This window comes from Ottowia thiooxydans, from assembly GCF_040548795.1.
Classification (GTDB): Bacteria; Pseudomonadota; Gammaproteobacteria; order Burkholderiales; family Burkholderiaceae_C; genus Ottowia; species Ottowia thiooxydans_A.
The window spans coordinates 116515-134453 of record NZ_JBEPSH010000010.1 but is presented as its reverse complement, the minus strand read 5'-3'; the positions used below and the strand labels follow the sequence as shown (position 1 = coordinate 134453).

Genomic DNA, 17939 nt, shown 5'->3' with positions numbered 1-17939 from the left:
GAAGGTGTGAGCGAAATCGGCATGCCCGCCTTCTGAGCCCCATTGCAGGCGCGCTTTAGAAGGTTCGGCCAGCCCGTGATTAACACCCGTCAGGCATAAACCCAAGTCACAATCGAGTCATGAGCATTACCGTTGATGACTTTGATCTGCCCTCGGACCGCACGGCTCCCCGCATGGTGTCCGCCGCGACTGCGTCGCCCAAGGAGGAGGCGCTGGAACGCGCGCTGCGACCCAAGCTGCTGGATGATTACGTTGGTCAGGCCAAGGCGCGTGAACAGCTGGAGATTTTCATCGGCGCTGCGAGAAAACGCAGCGAGGCGCTGGACCACGTGCTGCTGTTCGGCCCCCCGGGATTGGGTAAAACGACGCTCTCTCACATCATTGCGCATGAGTTGGGCGTCAACCTGCGCCAGACGAGCGGCCCCGTGCTGGAAAAGCCGAAGGACCTGGCGGCGCTTCTTACCAATCTGGAGCGCAATGACGTTCTGTTCATTGATGAAATCCATCGGCTGAGTCCCGTGGTGGAGGAGATTCTCTACCCGGCGCTTGAGGACTTTCAGATTGACATCATGATCGGCGAAGGGCCTGCCGCGCGCTCCATCAAGCTCGACCTTCAGCCCTTCACTCTGGTGGGCGCCACGACGCGCGCGGGCATGCTCACCAATCCCTTGCGCGACCGTTTCGGCATCGTCGCACGGCTGGAGTTCTACACGCCGGATGAACTGACGCGCATTGTCGAGCGCTCTGCGGGCCTTTTGAAGGTGGAAACCGATTCGGAAGGTGCCCGGGAAATCGCCCGCCGCAGCCGCGGCACCCCGCGTATTGCCAACCGTTTACTGCGCCGTGTGCGCGACTACGCTGATGTCAAGGGTGACGGGCGAATCACGCAGGACATCGCGCACAAAGCGCTGGCCATGCTCGATGTGGATCCTATCGGCCTGGACGTCATGGACCGCAAACTCCTTGAGGCTGTGATCCACCGCTTCGATGGTGGACCGGTGGGGCTGGACAACATTGCTGCCAGCATCGGCGAGGAGCCAGGCACCATAGAAGACGTGATCGAGCCCTATCTGATCCAGCAAGGCTATCTGCAGCGCACGCCAAGAGGGCGCATCGCCACGTTGGCTGCCTACAGACACTTGGGGTTGGCTGCGCCGCAGGCACCGAGCGGACTGTTTGGCGACACAGCTTGAGGCAGGGCCGACCAAGTCCTGGCGTGCAGGGGCCATCGGCCAACGTAAGTCTTCGGGTCGCTCGGACAGGGCCGAGTCCATGATCGCGAGATCGCTGGGTAGGGCCGTGCTTTAGGCCTCGACCTCTTTTTTTGATTTGCGACCGTGGGCACCTGGAGGCGTTACAGCCTTTTACTCCATTATTTTCAGTTTCTCCCCACAAAGTTCTCACGGCCTAGTTCCAAACGCAACACTTGCGCTAGCGCGCGGATGTTGTCTGTGTTGAAATTCCTCTCGAGTGGGGTTGGGGCAGCAAAGGGCTCGCCTTGCCTTTTTCTGGTGCTACTGGAGGAATCTAATGAAAAAATATCTGGCGGAACTGATTGGCACTTTCTGGTTGGTTCTCGGAGGGTGCGGTAGTGCTGTGCTGGCAGCCGCGTTTCCCGAATTGGGCATAGGTTTTGCGGGTGTGTCGCTCGCATTTGGCCTCACGGTGCTGACCATGGCTTTTGCCATAGGGCACATCTCAGGTTGCCACCTGAATCCTGCCGTGTCGTTCGGGCTGTGGGCTGGTGGTCGCTTTCCGGTCAAGGATCTCGTGCCTTACGTTATTGCTCAGGTGATTGGCGCAGTAGCTGCTGCTGCCGTGCTGTATGTGATTGCCAGTGGCCAGCCAGGCTGGCAGCCAGGCGGGTTCGCCACCAACGGATATGGCGATCTTTCTCCGGGCAAATATTCCCTGATGGCCGTACTGGTGTGCGAAGTCGTGATGACGGCGGTATTCCTGTTCGTCATCATGGGGGCCACTGACAAGCGGGCGCCAGCCGGTTTTGCGCCCATTGCCATTGGCCTGTGCCTGACGCTGATCCACCTGGTGAGCATTCCCGTATCCAATACCTCGGTGAATCCCGCACGTTCTACTGGCGTGGCGCTTTTTGCACAAACTGGCGCTCTGAGTCAGTTGTGGATCTTCTGGCTGGCCCCTATCGTCGGCGGCATCATCGGCGCAGTGGTCTACAAGGTCGTTGCCAGCAACGAAGACTGAGCACGCGGCCTGAGGATGTTTGCATAAAACATCCTCGACCCAGGACCTGGCCGTTCCTTGAATCGATCGCACACACGCTCTAAGACCCTGTGGCTTTCGCAATGGGAGGATAAAGGGATAATCCTGCCATGCACATTCGCTTTACCAAGATGCAAGGCGCGGGCAACGATTTTGTCGTGCTCGACGAGACGGCGGGACCGCTGGGGCTCACGCCTGCGCAATACCGCTGGCTGGCGGATCGCCATTTTGGCGTCGGAGCTGACCAGATCCTGGGCGTCCGGCCTGCACCGCAAGCTGATGTGGATTTCGAATATGTGATCCACAACAATGATGGGGGCGAGGTCGAACACTGCGGCAACGGCGCGCGCTGCTTCGTGCGCTTTGTGCGCGGGCGTGGCCTGACTGACAAGCGTACGGTTCGCGTCAAGGTCAAGCGCGGCGTTATCGAGCTGACCGAAAACGTGGACGGTGGCGTCACCGTGGACATGGGCGCCCCGGTGTTTGATCTGCCTGCGGTGCCATTCAACCCCGCTGGCATGAATCCCATTGACCATGGCGGCTGGCAACTCTGGCCCGTGGCTTTGTCTTCTGAAACTTCCTGTGGTGCAACTTCAGGCACGGTGAACCTGGCTGTGTTGTCCATGGGTAACCCCCATGCGGTTCAATTGGTCGATGATGTGGACAAGGCGCCTGTCCTGACCCAAGGCCCCTTGATTGAAAACCATCCTGCCTTTCCGAACCGGGTTAACGCGGGTTTCATGCAGATTGAGAATCGCGGCCAGATCCGTTTACGCGTCTACGAGCGCGGGGCGGGTGAAACCTTGGCCTGTGGCACGGGCGCCTGTGCGGCTGTGGTGGCGGGTATTCGTCTGGGCCTGCTTGATCAACGTGTTCAGGTCTCCACGCATGGCGGCGACCTGACCATTGAGTGGGCCGGCCGGGAAGGCAGCCCGGTGCTGATGACAGGTCCAGCCACTACCGTCTTTGAAGGCGAGATCGACATTCCAGAAAGCTTATGAATTCCACCGCCATGAATCCCATCACCGAAGAAGATATTGCGCAGTTTCTGGTGCATACCCCTGATTTTTTCGAGCGACACGCCGATTTGCTCAGTGCAGTGCAACTTACCAGTCCCCATGGCGGCCGCGCTGTCAGCCTTCAGGAGCGCCAGGCAGAAATGCTTCGCGAGAAGATCAAGGTGCTGGAGCAGCGCCTGATGGAAATGATGCGCCACGGCAACGAGAATATGCTGATTGGCGACAAGCTCCAGCGTTGGTCGCGGCAGCTGTTTCTGGTGCAACGCCCAGCTGACCTGCCCGTGGTGACGGTGAGCGAGATCAAAAGCCAATTCAGTGTGCCGCAGGCGGCCATCAAATTGTGGGACGTTGCGGACACCTACGCAGCAGAGCCCTTTGCGCAGGAAGTCAGCGGCGACGTTAAAAGCCTCGCGTCGTCCCTGGTAACGCCTTATTGTGGCGTCAACGCCGGGTTTGAAGCCGTGAGCTGGCTTGAAGACCCTGAAGCCGCCGCATCGCTAGCCTTGATCCCCTTGCGGCCTGCCGAAGGTGCGCCAGCGTTTGGCCTGCTGGTACTGTCCTCTCCCGACAGCCAGCGTTATCAGGCCGGCATGGCCACCGATTTCCTCGAGCGCATCGCCCAAATCGCCAGCGCAGCACTTTCTCGGCTGAAACGATGAGATAACTTTTCAAGACCTGTATGGCGCATTTACCCCTTCCTGAGGACGATGCAGCGCTGATCGAGCGCTATCTGGAGCACGTACGGGTCGAGAAGCGCTTGGCTGATCGTACGGTCACGCTCTACAGCCTGGATCTTGAAAAGCTGAAGACCTACGCCCTGCAAGCTGAGGTGCAGCTCAAGGATGTCCAAAGCCATCATGTGCGCCGCTGGGTGGCCCACATGCACGGTGGCGGCCGCAGTGGCAGGGGCATTGCCTTGATCCTCTCGGGCTGGCGGGGGTTTTATGTCTGGCTTGGGCGTGAAGGCCGCATTGCCTCCAACCCGGTACAAGACATCCGTGCACCGCGACAGGCCAATCCCTTGCCGAAAGCCCTGGGTGTGGACGAAGCTGTCCAGTTGGCTGAACACCAGGAAACCGATGATGACCCATGGCTGGAAGCGCGTGACGCCGCCATGGTTGAGCTGCTCTATGGTTGCGGCTTGCGTGTGGGAGAGTTGGTGACGCTTGACGTGTCCGCAAGTACCGAGGCTGAACGCAGTGGCCGGGGCTGGGTAGATCTGCAGTCTGGAGAGGCGCAGGTGCGAGGCAAGGGCGGCAAGCGCCGCGCCGTCCCCTTGGGCCGTGCGGCAGAGGCTGCTTTGCGCCGATGGCTGGAGATTCGCTCCGATGCACCTGCGGGGGTCGATGCAGACGCTGCGCGAGCCTTGTTCAACGGGCGTTACGGTACGCGTCTGACAGCCGCATCAGTTTGGCAGCGCCTGAAGCGTCGCAGCCTGCTGGCGGGCCTGGCCACGCCAGTACACCCTCACATGCTGCGCCATTCATTTGCCAGCCATATGCTGCAATCGAGCGGGGACCTGCGCGCTGTCCAGGAACTGCTGGGCCATGCCAACATTGCCACCACTCAGGTCTATACCCGCCTGGACTTTCAGCATTTGGCCAAAGCCTACGATGCTGCGCATCCGCGAGCTAGGAAAAATCCCCCCCCCCTGAGGCGCTAACGCGCCTTCCCCCCAGGGGGACGCAGCCAGCGGCCTGGCAAAGCCAGCTCCGCGGCTACTCCCGAATGGCCTGCTCCGCGGCCTTCTGATTGAGACTCCCTCTCCTGCGGGCGGGCGCCCGGCTAGGGGAGAGGGAATAAGACCATTCGCGTGCGACCAATCGGTACAGGGCCGAGCACAGCAATGGCCCGAATGGGTATCCCACCCCTTTGGCCGCGCTGAGAAGCGCAGGGCCAGGGGCGGGCAAGAGCACTGCAAGATGCTCTTGCTTCGTGATCTAGCTTGCCGCCGCTGTTTGAACGTAGAGAGCGAAGTGAACGAAGTGAGTTCGGCGGCACCGCCCCTGGGCCGAGCATCGCAGGCTGCCCGGAGCGAAGCGCAGGGACGCGGACTTGGGGCCGCCTTTTCTTGCGCCAGGTTCTTTTGGCGGAGCAAAAGAAGGTGGCTGCGCTGCCGGGCGCACTCCCCGGCCTCCGACCTCAATGCAAAAGCAGAAGCCAATTAGCAATCACCAGGCGTAAAACTACCGCCGCTTGCTCTTACCGGTTGGCCGGCGCCGCCCAGGAGCCAATCAGCTAAATGCATGGGCTCGGAAAGTGGAGGGCAGAAGCACTATTTCTGCGCCGCAACACACTCCCCACCCTTACACCCCAACCAATCCAGCAACTGCCGCAACTTCGCTTCAGACCCCGTATCAAACCCCTCAATACCGATGGATTTCAAAACAGCCTGACCTTCCGCAGAGTTCGGAAGATCCAGCAAAGCCCTCTGCATGGAGGCAATGGCCGCTTTGTCGAAAGATTTCTCTGCGATCAGAGGGAAAAAGGGTTGCGTCACACTCTTGTGCAACACTTGGCCGCCTTCCTTGACCCACTTCTTGGCAGCGCCGGAGTAGGAAGCCAGCGCGCCCACCTGGCCGAAGCCATTCGTGATGTAGAAACTCACCGCTTCCTGCTCACGGACGTAGGTCACGGCTTCCTTGTTGATGTCGATGCCGTTGTTGCGCAATTCAGCGGCGCAAAATTTCGTCATGTAGGAGATCTTTTCCGGCATGACGATCTTCTTGCCCTTGATCTCTGCCAGTGATTTGATGGGGGAGTTCTTGGGAATGGTGATGAAACACTGACCGTCTGGCTTGGCTGTGGCGACGTACTGGTAACCATAGTTGCGCAAGCCCCGAGCCGGAAAGTCGCTCGGCCGAGCCAGAGCCAGGTCAAGCCGGCCGGTTTCCATACCCTCTTCGAGCTGAGCAAACTCCCGCACGAACACGACATTGACGTTCGTCTTGAGTGCCCCACTCAGTACTTTGGCCAATCCCCCGTACTTCAGCAGCACCCTTGCGTGATCCGTACCACCAGAAGTGCCTTCGCTCACTCCCAAAATCAAGTCTTTTGCCTGCACCTGGTGAGCACACACAGCCACCGTGCCCATCACCAGCAAGGATCGTAAGTTCATCTCTTCCCCCTCCAGGGATGCGAAAAAATGACCCAGCAGGTTCTACAGAAAACGTGCGGAGTCATAAACAAGTTCTACATGCAATATTTGCAGACATGTGGCCGCCAGCATACAGGGAAAGTCCCAGGGCGCTAAACTGACAGGTTCGGCCGCCGGTGCTTTCGGTGCTTTACTGATAACTTTGACTGTCACCTACCATGTCTCTCATCCCCGCAACCATCCTCACCGGCTTTCTCGGTGCTGGAAAAACCACGCTTTTGAAGCGCGTGCTGACCGAAGCCCACGGCCAGAAAATCGCCGTGATCGAGAACGAGTTCGGCGAAGAAAATATCGATAACGACATCCTGGTCAATGACACACAGGAGCAGATCATCCAGATGAGCAACGGCTGCATCTGCTGCTCCATCCGTGAAGACCTTCGCAGCACACTGCAATTGCTGGCGGCCAAGAAGCGCAAGGGCCTGCTGGATTTCGAGCGTGTTGTGATCGAAACAACAGGTCTGGCGGACCCAGGTCCCGTGGCGCAGACTTTCTTCATGGATGACGAGATCGCTGAGAGCTTCCTTCTGGACGCCATCGTCACCGTGGTGGACGCCAAACACGCGGCTGGGCAACTCAATGAGCGCCAGGAAGCGCGCCGGCAAGTCGGGTTTGCTGACCAGATCTTCATCAGCAAGGCTGATCTGGTGAGCCCTACCGAGCTCGAGGCGCTGCAGCACCGCCTGAAGCACATGAACCCCCGCGCACCCCAAAAGGTCGTTCATTTTGGCGATGTTCCGCTCAACGAAGTCCTGGATCTTCGTGGTTTCAACCTGAATACCAAGCTGGACATCGATCCGGATTTCCTCAAGGAAGACGAGCACGATCACCACCACCATGATGGCGAGCACTGCGATCACCCTTCTCATGCCCACGGACACGATCACGGTCATGACCATGGGCACGGCCACCATCACCACCACGATGATGATGTCAAGAGTTTCGTTTTCCGTTCCGAACGCGCCTTCGACCCCGCCAAGCTGGAGGATTTCCTGGGGGCCATAGTCAATATTTATGGTCCGCGGATGCTTCGCTACAAGGGCGTTCTGGCCATCAAAGGGACGGAGCGCAAGGTCATTTTCCAGGGTGTGCATCAGCTGATGGGTAGCGATCTGGGCCCCGCGTGGGGCGAAGACGAGCCACGGATCAGCAAAATGGTCTTCATCGGAATTGATTTACCCAAAGACATCCTCGTGCAGGGCCTTGAGCAAAGTTTGGTGTCTTGAGGGCGGCAAATGCCGCTTCAAGACCCCTTCCCGTGAAGTAATAACGGTTTAGGGTGCCCGTTCGGCCAGAACGCCGATACAATCGCCGCACTTTTAACCGGTAGGGTGTGGAACATTGAGTTCTTGCCCCATGGCTAAGTCGCCCAAGAAGGTCTATAAGAGGGCTTTGAGGAATGAAGAAAGACCCACTTCATCCCTTCCTTGTACATTCAGTGGACTGATAGATGCCTTCCGGCTCCATCGGCCACGGGAGACAGACAAAGTGAAATCAGCGGCTGCAAAGAGCACGGCGAAATCCAAGGCACCACCTTCCAAGGCGGTGCCAGCCAAAGCGACCTCAGCCCCTACCAAGGGGGCTGCGGCTGTCAAGACATCGTCGCCAGCCAAAGCGGCTCGCGCGCCCGCACCGGTCAAGACCACACCGTCCAAGACGGCTGTGCCGAAAACCGTCCGTCCAACCGCTACCCCTATAGCTGCAGCTCCTGCGCCAACAGCTCCTAAGATATTGCCCATGCCCATCGTTGCTTCTCAGCCCGTCCCTACCCCCATCAAAAAGGATATGAGCCTGGCTAACAATTGGAAAACCAAATCGCCCGCTGAAATGACGGATGCCGAAATCATCGCCATGCCTGACGGCGAGTACATGAATGAAAAGCAGATGGCCTATTTCCGCCTGAAGCTTTCGCAGCTCCGCGCAGATATGCTGGCAAATGCTGGTCAGACCACTGAAAATTTGCGTGAAGACACCGTGGTGGTGCCTGATCCTGCTGACCGTGCCACTATTGAAGAAGAGCATGCCCTGGAACTGCGCACGCGCGACCGCGAGCGCAAGCTGCTCAAGAAAATCGAGCAATCCATTGCCCGGATCGATGCCGGTGACTATGGATACTGCGACGAAACCGGCGAACCTATCGGTGTGGGGCGTCTGTTGGCTCGGCCTACGGCGACGCTTTCGCTAGAGGCGCAGCAAAGGCGCGAGCTCAAGCAAAAAATGTTTGGCGATTGATCAGCGCTTTGGGATGGTATGACTGGTCCAGTAAATCAGAGTAATCGACTTTGCGTGGGCACCAGGGCGGGCCGCATTGGGCACGCGCGGGGCCACCGGCCGCGCTACCCCGCGATCCCGGAGTTCTTGCGGTAGAAGCAGCATCATGAGCAAAGACTCCGGCTCATCAGGTAAAGGCGGTCTGCTGTCCAAAGTGGTCAGGTTCGTGAGCAGCCCGACCACTCATTGGGCGGATCTTGATCGCCCTGAAGTGACACCCGAGGAAAATGACTCCCGGCTGGCGCTCAAGGAGATGATTGAACGCAAGCGCCGCAATGACTTTGTGCGGAACCGGGAGTTCGATCTGTTGCGCAAGGCGCGTCGCCGCGAGTCTCCCGCAGCTCCTGATCGCGGTGCCTCTTCGTCCCTCTCTCAAAACAGCGAATTCGCCAGCACGGGAGAACGTGCGCGGACGCTGGAGAAAATCGACGAAATTGAAAAGCAGATGTCGAGCGCCTGGCTGCGCAACAAAAGCGTATCGCCTTCTGTACAGGCCCGAGAGCCTTCTGCGCCGTACGCGGATACCGTGCTCGCTCCGGTTTCTGCGGCCCACAGGACCTCTGGTGAGAGAACGACCATTGCGCCGGGCATTGCTGCTGCGCGCCCCTTTGATCCAACCATCAATTTTGAAGCTCTTCCCCGGGAGATAGTGCGAGAAGAGGCCATGGCGCCGCTATCCGGTGCACACAGCCTGCCTCCGCTTCTGGATTCAATGGGAAGCCTGGCGCCGACGATCCCCACGCAGGCGAACGACGCTTTGTCCAGCGGTCCGATGGGGCTGGAAGCTCAGGCTATTGCCAAGCAGGCGCCCGAAATTGAAGAGGCTGCGATTCGGTTTGCCAACGGAGATACTGCTGGCGCGGAGTCTGGGTTGCGCGAACTTCTTCGTGGAGGCGATTCGCACAACCAGCCCCAGGACACCTGGTTGACCCTGTTTGATCTCTATCGCGCCACCGGCGAACAGGACAAATTTGATGATGTGGCCATTGAGTTTGCCAGCCGGTTTGACCGCTCTGCACCTCAATGGACATTGGGGCCGCTGCTTTCGTCTCAGAATGCAAGCTTGCTTCCCCAGGAGATCAACAAGCCCAGCAACGCATTGGCGCACTGGGTGGCCCCTTCCATACTGGGCGTGCAGTCGGTGGCGGCTCTTAATGCCACGCTGGCGCGAACCGGATCTCCATGGCGTATCGATTGGCGCTATCTGAAGACCGTTGAACCGGCAGCGCTTCCCGTTTTTACCGAAGCCTTGCAGCGTTGGGCGGACACGGCGGTCCGGCTCAAGTTCATCGGCAGTGAAATTCTCTTGCAGCTGCTCGATGAGCAGTCCCCCACGGATGACCGCTCGGTCGATCCCATGTGGTGGGTGGCGCGCCTGGCCTTGCTGCGCGTCCTGAATGAAATGGATGAATTCGAGCTTGTAGCGCTCAAGTATTGTGTGACCTATGAGGTGTCCCCGCCGGCATGGCAGGAGCCCAGCAGTGCTTTCACGGCCATGACAAGTGATGGCGATTCCATTCTGAGCGCGCAAGACGATCAGAATCCGCCGCATGAAGCGCAAGAGGCGTCTTTCGGTGCCGACGTTTCGCCGCTGCTTGGAGCAGGAGAGCCGGCGAACCAGGGGGCCATCAAGAGCGAGCTTCAGGGGGTTCTGCTCGGAGATGCGGAGGCGGCGCTGCGTGACTTGACATTGGCCGATGGGGTGGTTTCCATCGAGTTCAACTGCAGCCAGCTTGAACGCGTCGACTTTGGTGCGGCAGGCACGCTGCTCAATTGGGCCACCGCTCAACAGTTGCAGGGCCGCCAGGTCGTGTTCAGGCACGTCAATCGGTTGGTGGCGGCTTTTTTTGGCGTCGTAGGTATCAGCGAAGTGGCTCGCGTCAGACTGCGCAAGGATTGAGATTTCATTTTCGGGGCTTGCAAATCGTGCCATCGCCCCCATGTGCGCGCGATGGAAGCATTTCACGGTACTACTATCATCAGTGCCCGGCGCAAGACGCCTGACGGCTGGCAGGTCGCCATTGGCGGGGACGGGCAGGTCACCTTGGGCAATATCGTTGTCAAAGGTACGGCGCGCAAGGTGCGTAAGCTCTATCACAACAAGGTTTTGGCGGGCTTCGCTGGCGCCACCGCCGATGCCTTCACCCTGTTTGAGCGTTTTGAGGCCAAGCTGGAAAAGCACCAGGGCCATTTGACTCGCGCCGCCATCGAGCTCACCAAGGATTGGCGCACTGATCGTGTATTGCGCCGCCTGGAAGCCATGCTTGCAGTGGCCGACAGGGAAACTTCCCTCATCATCACCGGAAACGGCGACGTACTTGAGCCAGAGCACGGCCTGGTCGCCATCGGCTCTGGGGGAGCCTATGCGCACGCAGCGGCCAAGGCCTTGCTTGATCACTCTGACCTCCCGGCTGACCAACTCGTCAAGCGGTCACTGGAGATCGCCGGTGAGTTGTGTATCTACACCAATATGCATCACACCATCGAGACGCTCTAAGAGCTCCGGGCGCGGAACCTTCAGTCTTCAACGCCCTCTCAACGGCAAGGCACGCGCCCAAGCCCCATGTCAAACGATTCACGCTCAACGTCAATGTCCTCAATGACTCCCCAGGAGATCGTCTCCGAACTCGATCGCCACATCGTCGGCCAGAAAGACGCCAAGCGCGCGGTGGCGATTGCATTGCGCAACCGCTGGCGCCGCCAGCAGGTCGATGAAAAGCTGCGTCCGGAGATCACGCCCAAGAATATTCTCATGATTGGTCCCACTGGTGTGGGAAAAACAGAAATTGCCCGCCGGCTCGCGCGGTTGGCTGGGGCGCCGTTCATCAAGGTTGAAGCCACAAAATTTACCGAAGTGGGGTACGTGGGCAAGGACGTCGACTCCATCATCCGCGACCTCGCTGAAATGGCGGTCAAACAGGCGCGCGAAGGCGCTGTCAAAAAACACCGTACCCGTGCAGAAGATCTGGCTGAAGAGCGCATTCTGGACGTACTGATCCCGCCTGCGCGCCTTCCTGAAGGCGCAGCAGCGCAGCCTGCCAGCGATAGCGCAGCACGCCAGGGCTTTCGCAAGAAGCTGAGGGAAGGCCAGCTGGACGACAAGGAAATCGAGCTCGAACTGGTCCAGCCGCAACCTGCGCTCGAGATCATGGGGCCTCCCGGCATGGAAGACATGGCCGAGCAGCTCAAAGGCATGCTGGGCAACATGGGGGCAAGCCGCCGCAAGATGCGGCGCGTGAAAATCGGCGAAGCGATGAAGTTGCTGGTTGACGAAGAGGCGGGCAAACTCGTCAACGAGGACGAAATCCGCACGCAGGCGCTTCAGAACCTGGAGCAAAATGGAATCGTCTTCATTGACGAAATTGACAAGGTCGCCTCGCGCGGTGGTGAAGGAGGTACGGCCGAGGTCTCGCGCCAGGGGGTGCAGCGCGATCTGCTTCCGTTGGTCGAAGGCACCACGGTCAGCACCAAATACGGTATGGTCCGCACCGACCATATTCTGTTCATCGCCTCCGGCGCGTTTCATCTTGCCAAACCGAGCGATTTGATACCCGAGCTCCAAGGCCGTTTGCCTATCCGGGTAGAGCTGGCTTCGCTCTCGGTCCAGGATTTTGAAGCCATCCTGATCCAGACCGATGCTTCTCTGGTGCGCCAGTACCAAGCCTTGCTGGCCACCGAAGGGGTCAACTTGCAATTCACCCCTGAAGGCATTTCCCGTCTGGCTGAAATAGCATGCGCCGTCAATGAGAGCACGGAAAATATCGGGGCGCGCCGATTGTCTACGGTCATGGAGCGTCTGCTGGATGAGATCAGTTTCGATGCGACCAAGCTGGAGGGGCAGACGGTCAGCATCGATGCGGCCTATGTCGACGAAAGGCTGTCGGCGCTGAGCCGCAATGAAGACCTCTCCCGTTACATACTCTGATGGCCTGGAAGGGCCATCGGGCTCGGGGCAGGGCTGCAGCGCAGTAAAGACAGCCCACCCCACCCATTCCTCCCCGTTGTCCCATTCGCTCTGCGATAGCGCCTTCAAAGCCGCCTCTTGCCAGGCGGCTTTTTACTTGAAGTCTTGAGAACCTCTGTTTGCGTTCTCGCGCTCATTTGCCAACCTGTTCACGAACCCGCTTTTTTTCGGAATTTCATGCTCGATTCCAGGGTTACTTTCGATATCTCTCCTAAGTTCTTTATTTAAAAGAAAAAACCCTTATACCCCTGCGCTTGAAAGCCAGCTAAAGCATTGATTTCATTGAAATAATTTGTAGATGCCCTATCGACTGCTACGGTTTTCCTGCTACAGTGCAAAAAAGTGCAATTAAGTGGTGAAAAGTGCCTTCGCCATTAGTTTGACACTGTTTCAAAAGGGATCCAAGTGTTTCAAGGGGCGTCGTCGCTGAGTCTGGATGCGAAGGGTCGGCTTTCTGTGCCGACCCGGCATCGTGACGTCCTGGCGGCCACTGCCTCGGGTCAACTCACCATTACCAAGCATCCGCACGGCTGCCTCATGGTGTTTCCGCGTCCAGAGTGGGAAAAGTTTCGCGAACGTATCGCTCAGTTGCCTATGTCCGCCCAGTGGCTCAAGCGCATCTTCCTGGGCAGTGCCATGGACGTGGACATGGACGGCACCGGGCGTGTCCTCGTTTCTCCAGAACTTCGTCAGGCGGCAGGGCTCGAGCGCGACCTCATGCTGCTTGGCATGGGCAATCACTTTGAACTGTGGGACAAGATCACATACGAAGCCAAGGAAGCCGAGGCTATTCAAGCCGGCATGACTCAGGCATTCGAGGAACTCGTGTTTTAGGAGGCAGGTGAGCGAATGGTCACACATCACGGTCCTGCTCCAGGAGGCTGTCGACGCCCTGGTAACGGACCCAAAAGGACAGTACGTGGATGCCACGTTCGGTCGCGGTGGGCATTCGCGCCTGATTTTGTCGCGCCTCGATCCCGCAGGGCGCCTGACAGCTTACGACAAGGATCTGGAGGCGTTGGCAGCAGCGGCTCAGATCAAGGACGAGCGTTTCGACATCCGTCACCAGGGCTTTGCCAGCCTGGGCGAGCTTCCGCCGCGCAGTGCGGCGGGGGTTCTCATGGACCTCGGAATCAGCTCGCCACAAATCGACAACCCCGCGCGGGGTTTTTCTTTTCGTGCAGACGGCCCGCTGGATATGCGCATGGACACCACGCGCGGACAGAGTGTGGCCGATTGGTTGACAAGTGCTTCACAGCAGCAGATCGCAGAGGTGATTCGTGAGTATGGCGAAGAACGGTTTGCTGGCCCCATTGCAAAGGCGATTGTCGCTCGCCGACAGGAACGGGGCCCGTTTTCATCCACCCTTGAACTGGCCGAACTCGTGGCTGGCGCGGTCAAAACCCGCGAGCCGGGCCAGAACCCTGCAACGCGCACATTTCAGGCTCTTCGGATTTTCGTCAATGCCGAACTTGAAGAGCTCGAAAAAGCGCTGAAAGGATGTCTTGAGGTGTTGCAACCCGGAGGGCGGCTCGTGGTGATCAGCTTCCATTCCTTGGAAGACCGCATCGTCAAACAGTTCATCGCACGGCATTCGCGTGCGGTGGTGGATCGCCGCGCGCCTTTCGCAGAGCCACCTCCGTCCCTTCTGAAGGCACTGGGTCGCGTGCGACCCAGTCCTGCAGAAGTGGCTGCCAACCCGCGCTCGCGTAGTGCCATCATGCGCGTGGCCGAGCGCACAGAGGCGCCACTATGACGCGTCTTTCCGTTGTTCTGTTTGCCGCGGTCATTTTCAGCGCGCTTTACCTCGTGCGCGTTCAATACGATTCGCGGCGCCTGTTCACGGAGCTCGATCGTGCGAATGCCGAGGCTCACCGTCTGGAAACCGAGCGCAGCCGGCTTGAAGTGGAAAAGCGGGCCGAAGCCACCTCATTGCGTGTCGAGAAGCTTGCGAAGGAAAAACTGGCCATGCGCACGGTCACGCCTGCCATCACTGAATATGTTTCAGTGAGCGCAGCTCCAGCGCCTGCTGTTCAAGGTGGCAAGCCATGAAAAGCATCCGCTACACCTCCAGCCCGCTTCTTGCGTCCAAGACCCCTGTCTGGCGCAGCAAGTTCATCGTGGCGTGCCTGGCCCTGGCATTTCTGGGATTGGTTGCGCGCGCGGCCTATGTCCAGGTCATTGGCAACGACTTCTTCTTGCGCCAGGGCGAGGTCCGGTTCGCGCGCACCCTGGAAATGCCTGCCAGCCGTGGCCGAATCCTTGACCGAAACGGCCTCATCCTGGCGTCCAGCGTGGTGGCGCCCAGCATCTGGGCTATTCCTGAAGATGTGGAGCGCGATAGTGCCAAGCTGCAGAAGCTGGCTCGCCTGCTCGGCATGCCCCTGTCCGAATTGAACAAGAGGCTGGCCGATGAAGACAAAACCTTTGTCTGGCTCAAGCGCCAGGTCGACGAACCTGTGGCCAAGGAGATCGCAGATCTGAAGATTGCGGGTATTTATCAGCGCAAGGAATACAAACGCAAATATCCTGAAGGTGAAGCTGCGGCCCACGTGGTCGGCTTCGCCAACGTAGAGAACCTGGGTCAGGAAGGCGCTGAGCTTTCATTCGAAAAGCAGTTGTCAGGGCAAGCTGGGTCTCGCCGCGTCATCAAAGACCGGCTTGGTCGAGTGGTCGAGGGTGTGGGAGATGACGTGCCGCCAGTCGACGGCAAAGACATCCAGCTCTCCATTGATTCCAAGGTCCAGTTTTTCGCCTATCAGAAGCTGCGGGATTCAGTCACCGCACACAAGGCGAAATCAGGCAGTGCTGTCGTGCTTGACGCGGTCACCGGTGAAGTTCTGGCGCTGGCCAATTATCCGAGCTACACCCCTGATGACCGGCGCAAACTTACCGGCGCGCAGCTCCGCAACATTGCGATCACGGACACGTTCGAGCCAGGCTCCACCATGAAGCCTATCACCGCCGCCATGGCCCTGGAGGCAGGGCGCGTTACTCCTCAGACCATCATCAACGTCTCTCCGGGCAGCTACCAGCTCGACCGGTTCACCATCCGTGATACCCATAACTATGGGTCTCTGACGGTTGAAGGTGTCATTCAGAAGTCAAGTAACGTCGGCGCATTGAAGATTGCGCAAAAGATGCGTCCCCAGGAAATGTGGGATACCTATACAGCGCTGGGCTATGGACAGAAGCCCCAGTTGGCATTTCCCGGTGCGGCGACCGGGCGCCTGCGGCCCTGGAAGAGCTGGCGTCCTGTAGAGCAGGCCACGATGTCTTACGGCTATGGTCTTTCGGCATCGCTATTTCAGATGGCGCACTCCTATACGGCCTTCGCGCATGATGGGGAAGTCATCGCGGCCACTTTGCTCAAGCGCTCGGAGCCTGCCCATGGGGTGAAGGTTTTCTCGGAAAACAATGCGCGCGCGATCCGCAAGATGCTGCAAATGGCCGCTGGTCCAGGGGGTACTGGCCAGCGCGCACAGACGCTGGGCTATTCGGTCGGCGGCAAGTCAGGAACTGCGCACAAGCAAGTGGGTAAGGGCTATGCCAGCAACAAATACCGTGCTTGGTTTACGGGCATGGCGCCGATCGAGAAACCTCGCATCATTGTGGCCGTGATGATTGATGAGCCGAGCAATGGGGTTTATTTCGGCGGAGCGGTGGCTGCGCCCGTCTTCAGTGAAGTGGTGCAGCAGACCTTGCGCATCATGGGTGTGCAGCCTGATATGGCGGTGAAACCCCAAATTGTGGCCAGTTCGGTAGAGGAGTCGTTCTGATGACGCGCACCCTCAAGTCTGCGCTGGCAGAACTTCATTCGCCATCCGAGGCTGCACAGTGGCTTCGTGCGCGGGTGACAGGCAAGCTGCATGCAGACAGCCGCCCTGTGCAGGCGGGCGATGGATTCATCGCTTGGCCCGGCGCAGCGGTCGATGGCCGAAAGTTCGTAGGCGCTGCGCTCGCCCAAGGCGCGCAGGCCTGCCTGGTGGAGCTCGACGGTGCGGATCAATTTGGCTTTGAGCAGGACAGCGTTGCGGCCTATGCGCATTTGAAGGCGGCCACCAGCCTCATTGCCGATGCCTATTACGAAGCGCCTTCGCGCGAGTTGAGTGTGGTGGCCATTACGGGCACCAACGGCAAGACGTCTACGGCGTGGTGGCTGGCATCGGCACTTTCCAGTGCAGGCTTGCCCGAGAATGCGCCTTGCGGTTTGATCGGTACGCTGGGCACAGGTGTGCCGCCAGAAGTGTGTTCCACAGGCATGACCACCCCGGACCCGGTGTTGCTGCACCGCCGCTTGCGCGCATTCGTGGATCAGGGTGTCAAGAGTTGTGCCATTGAGGCTTCTTCGATTGGTATCGCCGAGCACAGGCTGGATGGAATGGCCATCAAGGTGGCCGTATTCACCAATTTCACTCAAGACCACCTTGACTACCACGGCAGCATGCAAGCCTACTGGCAAGCCAAGGCTGCGCTGTTCGACTGGACTGGCCTGCAGGCTGCAGTGATCAATCTGGATGACCCGCGGGGCGCTGAGTTGGAGGCCAAGGCAAGAGCGCGAGGCCTGGACGTCTGGACAGTTTCTCTGCGTCAACCTGCCCGTTTGAGCGGGGCTGGTTTGACCTACGGTGACCGCGGCCTGAGTTTTGAAGTCAGAGAAGATGCCCAGGCGCACACCCTGGACACTTCGCTGATCGGTGACTACAACGCCTCCAACGTATTGTGTGTGTTGGGCGCACTGCGTGCACTGGGTCTGCCGCTGGCCACCGCGGTGCAGGCATGCGCCGATCTTCCTGCCGTCCCGGGGCGCATGGAACGCGTGGGCGGTGAGGGCGAACCCCTGGCCGTGATTGACTACGCCCACACGCCTGATGCGCTTGACAAGGCGCTGGCAGCCCTGCGGCTACTGGCGGAACAGCGTGGCGGTGCGCTGTGGTGCGTATTTGGCTGTGGGGGCAACCGCGACGCCACCAAACGGCCGTTGATGGCCGCTGCCGTTGAAGCTGGTGCTGACCGGGCAGTGGTGACCAGTGACAACCCGCGTGGTGAAGACCCCATGGACATCATCCAGCACGTGCTGGCGGGTTTCTCTGATACCGAGGGCGTGCTGGTCCAGGTCGATCGGGCCCGGGCCATTGCACAAGCGCTTTCCGAGGCGGCAGCCTCTGATGTGGTGCTGATTGCCGGCAAGGGGCACGAGGACTATCAGGAGATCAATGGGCAGCGCCAGCCGTTCTCCGATCATGAGCAGGCCCACGCAGCTCTCATGGGGCGGAGGTCGGTGGCATGAGTC

The 17939-nt window shown here is 59.2% G+C and carries 17 protein-coding genes; 15 read left to right on the top strand and 2 right to left on the bottom strand.

The annotated features are described in order from the left end of the window. Positions 1 to 119: 119 nt before the first annotated feature. From ruvB to ABIE13_RS23025, 5 genes are all read left to right on the top strand, one after another. A complete protein-coding gene (gene ruvB, locus ABIE13_RS23045) occupies positions 120 to 1193 on the top strand; it encodes a Holliday junction branch migration DNA helicase RuvB (RefSeq protein WP_354447826.1) in 1074 nt (357 codons plus the stop codon). Between the two features lie 337 nt (positions 1194 to 1530). After that, complete coding sequence (gene aqpZ, locus ABIE13_RS23040; RefSeq protein ID WP_354447825.1) at positions 1531 to 2217, top strand: aquaporin Z; 687 nt, start codon at positions 1531 to 1533, stop codon at positions 2215 to 2217. Between the two features lie 128 nt (positions 2218 to 2345). Then, positions 2346 to 3236 carry a diaminopimelate epimerase gene (gene dapF / locus ABIE13_RS23035; RefSeq protein WP_354447823.1) on the top strand — a complete coding sequence of 297 codons (891 nt, stop codon included), beginning with the start codon at positions 2346 to 2348 and terminating at the stop codon, positions 3234 to 3236. Between the two features lie 11 nt (positions 3237 to 3247). Then, the gene (locus tag ABIE13_RS23030; protein WP_354447821.1) at positions 3248 to 3913 is read left to right on the top strand and encodes a DUF484 family protein; all 666 of its coding nucleotides are present in this window, start codon (positions 3248 to 3250) and stop codon (positions 3911 to 3913) included. 20 nt (positions 3914 to 3933) lie between these two features. After that, positions 3934 to 4917 (top strand): tyrosine recombinase XerC, encoded by a 984-nt coding sequence (locus tag ABIE13_RS23025; protein ID WP_354447819.1) that lies wholly within the window; start codon positions 3934 to 3936, stop codon positions 4915 to 4917. Between the two features lie 612 nt (positions 4918 to 5529). On the opposite strand, the gene ABIE13_RS23020 is transcribed toward ABIE13_RS23025, so the two are convergent. After that, on the bottom strand, positions 5530 to 6372 hold the full coding sequence (locus tag ABIE13_RS23020; protein WP_354447817.1) for a phosphate/phosphite/phosphonate ABC transporter substrate-binding protein: 843 nt from the start codon (positions 6370 to 6372) through the stop codon (positions 5530 to 5532). 197 nt (positions 6373 to 6569) lie between these two features. Here ABIE13_RS23020 and ABIE13_RS23015 point away from each other — a divergent pair, with 197 nt between their 5' ends. Further along, positions 6570 to 7637 carry a CobW family GTP-binding protein gene (locus tag ABIE13_RS23015; protein ID WP_354447815.1) on the top strand — a complete coding sequence of 356 codons (1068 nt, stop codon included), beginning with the start codon at positions 6570 to 6572 and terminating at the stop codon, positions 7635 to 7637. Between the two features lie 153 nt (positions 7638 to 7790). Here the strand turns inward: ABIE13_RS23015 and ABIE13_RS23010 are convergent, their stop codons facing one another. After that, complete coding sequence (locus ABIE13_RS23010; RefSeq protein WP_354447978.1) at positions 7791 to 8150, bottom strand: hypothetical protein; 360 nt, start codon at positions 8148 to 8150, stop codon at positions 7791 to 7793. On the opposite strand from ABIE13_RS23010, the gene dksA reads away from it, so the two are divergent. From dksA to ABIE13_RS22965, 9 genes are all read left to right on the top strand, one after another. Continuing rightward, complete coding sequence (gene dksA / locus ABIE13_RS23005) at positions 8074 to 8643, top strand: RNA polymerase-binding protein DksA (RefSeq protein ID WP_354447968.1); 570 nt, start codon at positions 8074 to 8076, stop codon at positions 8641 to 8643. The two genes, ABIE13_RS23010 and dksA, sit on opposite strands and share 77 nt — an antisense overlap. 145 nt (positions 8644 to 8788) lie before the next feature. Then, the gene (locus ABIE13_RS23000) at positions 8789 to 10582 is read left to right on the top strand and encodes an STAS domain-containing protein (protein ID WP_354447813.1); all 1794 of its coding nucleotides are present in this window, start codon (positions 8789 to 8791) and stop codon (positions 10580 to 10582) included. 51 nt (positions 10583 to 10633) lie between these two features. Beyond that, the gene (gene hslV / locus ABIE13_RS22995; RefSeq protein WP_354447811.1) at positions 10634 to 11179 is read left to right on the top strand and encodes an ATP-dependent protease subunit HslV; all 546 of its coding nucleotides are present in this window, start codon (positions 10634 to 10636) and stop codon (positions 11177 to 11179) included. 93 nt (positions 11180 to 11272) lie between these two features. Then, positions 11273 to 12607, top strand: a complete 1335-nt coding sequence (gene hslU, locus ABIE13_RS22990; protein ID WP_354447809.1) for an ATP-dependent protease ATPase subunit HslU — start codon at positions 11273 to 11275, stop codon at positions 12605 to 12607. Between the two features lie 444 nt (positions 12608 to 13051). Further along, positions 13052 to 13480 (top strand): division/cell wall cluster transcriptional repressor MraZ, encoded by a 429-nt coding sequence (mraZ, locus tag ABIE13_RS22985; RefSeq protein ID WP_354447807.1) that lies wholly within the window; start codon positions 13052 to 13054, stop codon positions 13478 to 13480. Positions 13481 to 13487: 7 nt separating this feature from the next. Beyond that, positions 13488 to 14402, top strand: coding sequence for a 16S rRNA (cytosine(1402)-N(4))-methyltransferase RsmH (gene rsmH / locus ABIE13_RS22980; RefSeq protein ID WP_354447805.1), 915 nt, complete (start codon positions 13488 to 13490; stop codon positions 14400 to 14402). After that, positions 14399 to 14698 (top strand): cell division protein FtsL, encoded by a 300-nt coding sequence (gene ftsL / locus ABIE13_RS22975; protein WP_354447803.1) that lies wholly within the window; start codon positions 14399 to 14401, stop codon positions 14696 to 14698. The genes rsmH and ftsL overlap by 4 nt, the downstream gene beginning before the upstream one ends. Beyond that, positions 14695 to 16425 carry a peptidoglycan D,D-transpeptidase FtsI family protein gene (locus ABIE13_RS22970; protein WP_354447801.1) on the top strand — a complete coding sequence of 577 codons (1731 nt, stop codon included), beginning with the start codon at positions 14695 to 14697 and terminating at the stop codon, positions 16423 to 16425. Before ftsL ends, ABIE13_RS22970 begins: the two co-directional genes overlap by 4 nt. Beyond that, a complete protein-coding gene (locus tag ABIE13_RS22965; protein ID WP_354447799.1) occupies positions 16425 to 17936 on the top strand; it encodes a UDP-N-acetylmuramoyl-L-alanyl-D-glutamate--2,6-diaminopimelate ligase in 1512 nt (503 codons plus the stop codon). Before ABIE13_RS22970 ends, ABIE13_RS22965 begins: the two co-directional genes overlap by 1 nt. Positions 17937 to 17939 lie beyond the last annotated feature (3 nt).

Excerpts from the sequence above, each read along its gene's own strand:
- ruvB (WP_354447826.1), top strand. The coding sequence starts at position 120 with ATGAGCATTACCGTTGATGACTTTGATCTGCCCTCGGACCGCACGGCT.
- aqpZ (WP_354447825.1), top strand. The coding sequence starts at position 1,531 with ATGAAAAAATATCTGGCGGAACTGATTGGCACTTTCTGGTTGGTTCTC.
- dapF (WP_354447823.1), top strand. The coding sequence starts at position 2,346 with ATGCACATTCGCTTTACCAAGATGCAAGGCGCGGGCAACGATTTTGTC.
- ABIE13_RS23030 (WP_354447821.1), top strand. The coding sequence starts at position 3,248 with ATGAATCCCATCACCGAAGAAGATATTGCGCAGTTTCTGGTGCATACC.
- ABIE13_RS23025 (WP_354447819.1), top strand. The coding sequence starts at position 3,934 with ATGGCGCATTTACCCCTTCCTGAGGACGATGCAGCGCTGATCGAGCGC.
- ABIE13_RS23020 (WP_354447817.1), bottom strand. The coding sequence starts at position 6,372 with ATGAACTTACGATCCTTGCTGGTGATGGGCACGGTGGCTGTGTGTGCT.
- ABIE13_RS23015 (WP_354447815.1), top strand. The coding sequence starts at position 6,570 with ATGTCTCTCATCCCCGCAACCATCCTCACCGGCTTTCTCGGTGCTGGA.
- ABIE13_RS23010 (WP_354447978.1), bottom strand. The coding sequence starts at position 8,150 with ATGGGCAATATCTTAGGAGCTGTTGGCGCAGGAGCTGCAGCTATAGGG.
- ABIE13_RS23000 (WP_354447813.1), top strand. The coding sequence starts at position 8,789 with ATGAGCAAAGACTCCGGCTCATCAGGTAAAGGCGGTCTGCTGTCCAAA.
- hslV (WP_354447811.1), top strand. The coding sequence starts at position 10,634 with ATGGAAGCATTTCACGGTACTACTATCATCAGTGCCCGGCGCAAGACG.
- hslU (WP_354447809.1), top strand. The coding sequence starts at position 11,273 with ATGTCCTCAATGACTCCCCAGGAGATCGTCTCCGAACTCGATCGCCAC.
- ftsL (WP_354447803.1), top strand. The coding sequence starts at position 14,399 with ATGACGCGTCTTTCCGTTGTTCTGTTTGCCGCGGTCATTTTCAGCGCG.
- ABIE13_RS22970 (WP_354447801.1), top strand. The coding sequence starts at position 14,695 with ATGAAAAGCATCCGCTACACCTCCAGCCCGCTTCTTGCGTCCAAGACC.
- ABIE13_RS22965 (WP_354447799.1), top strand. The coding sequence starts at position 16,425 with ATGACGCGCACCCTCAAGTCTGCGCTGGCAGAACTTCATTCGCCATCC.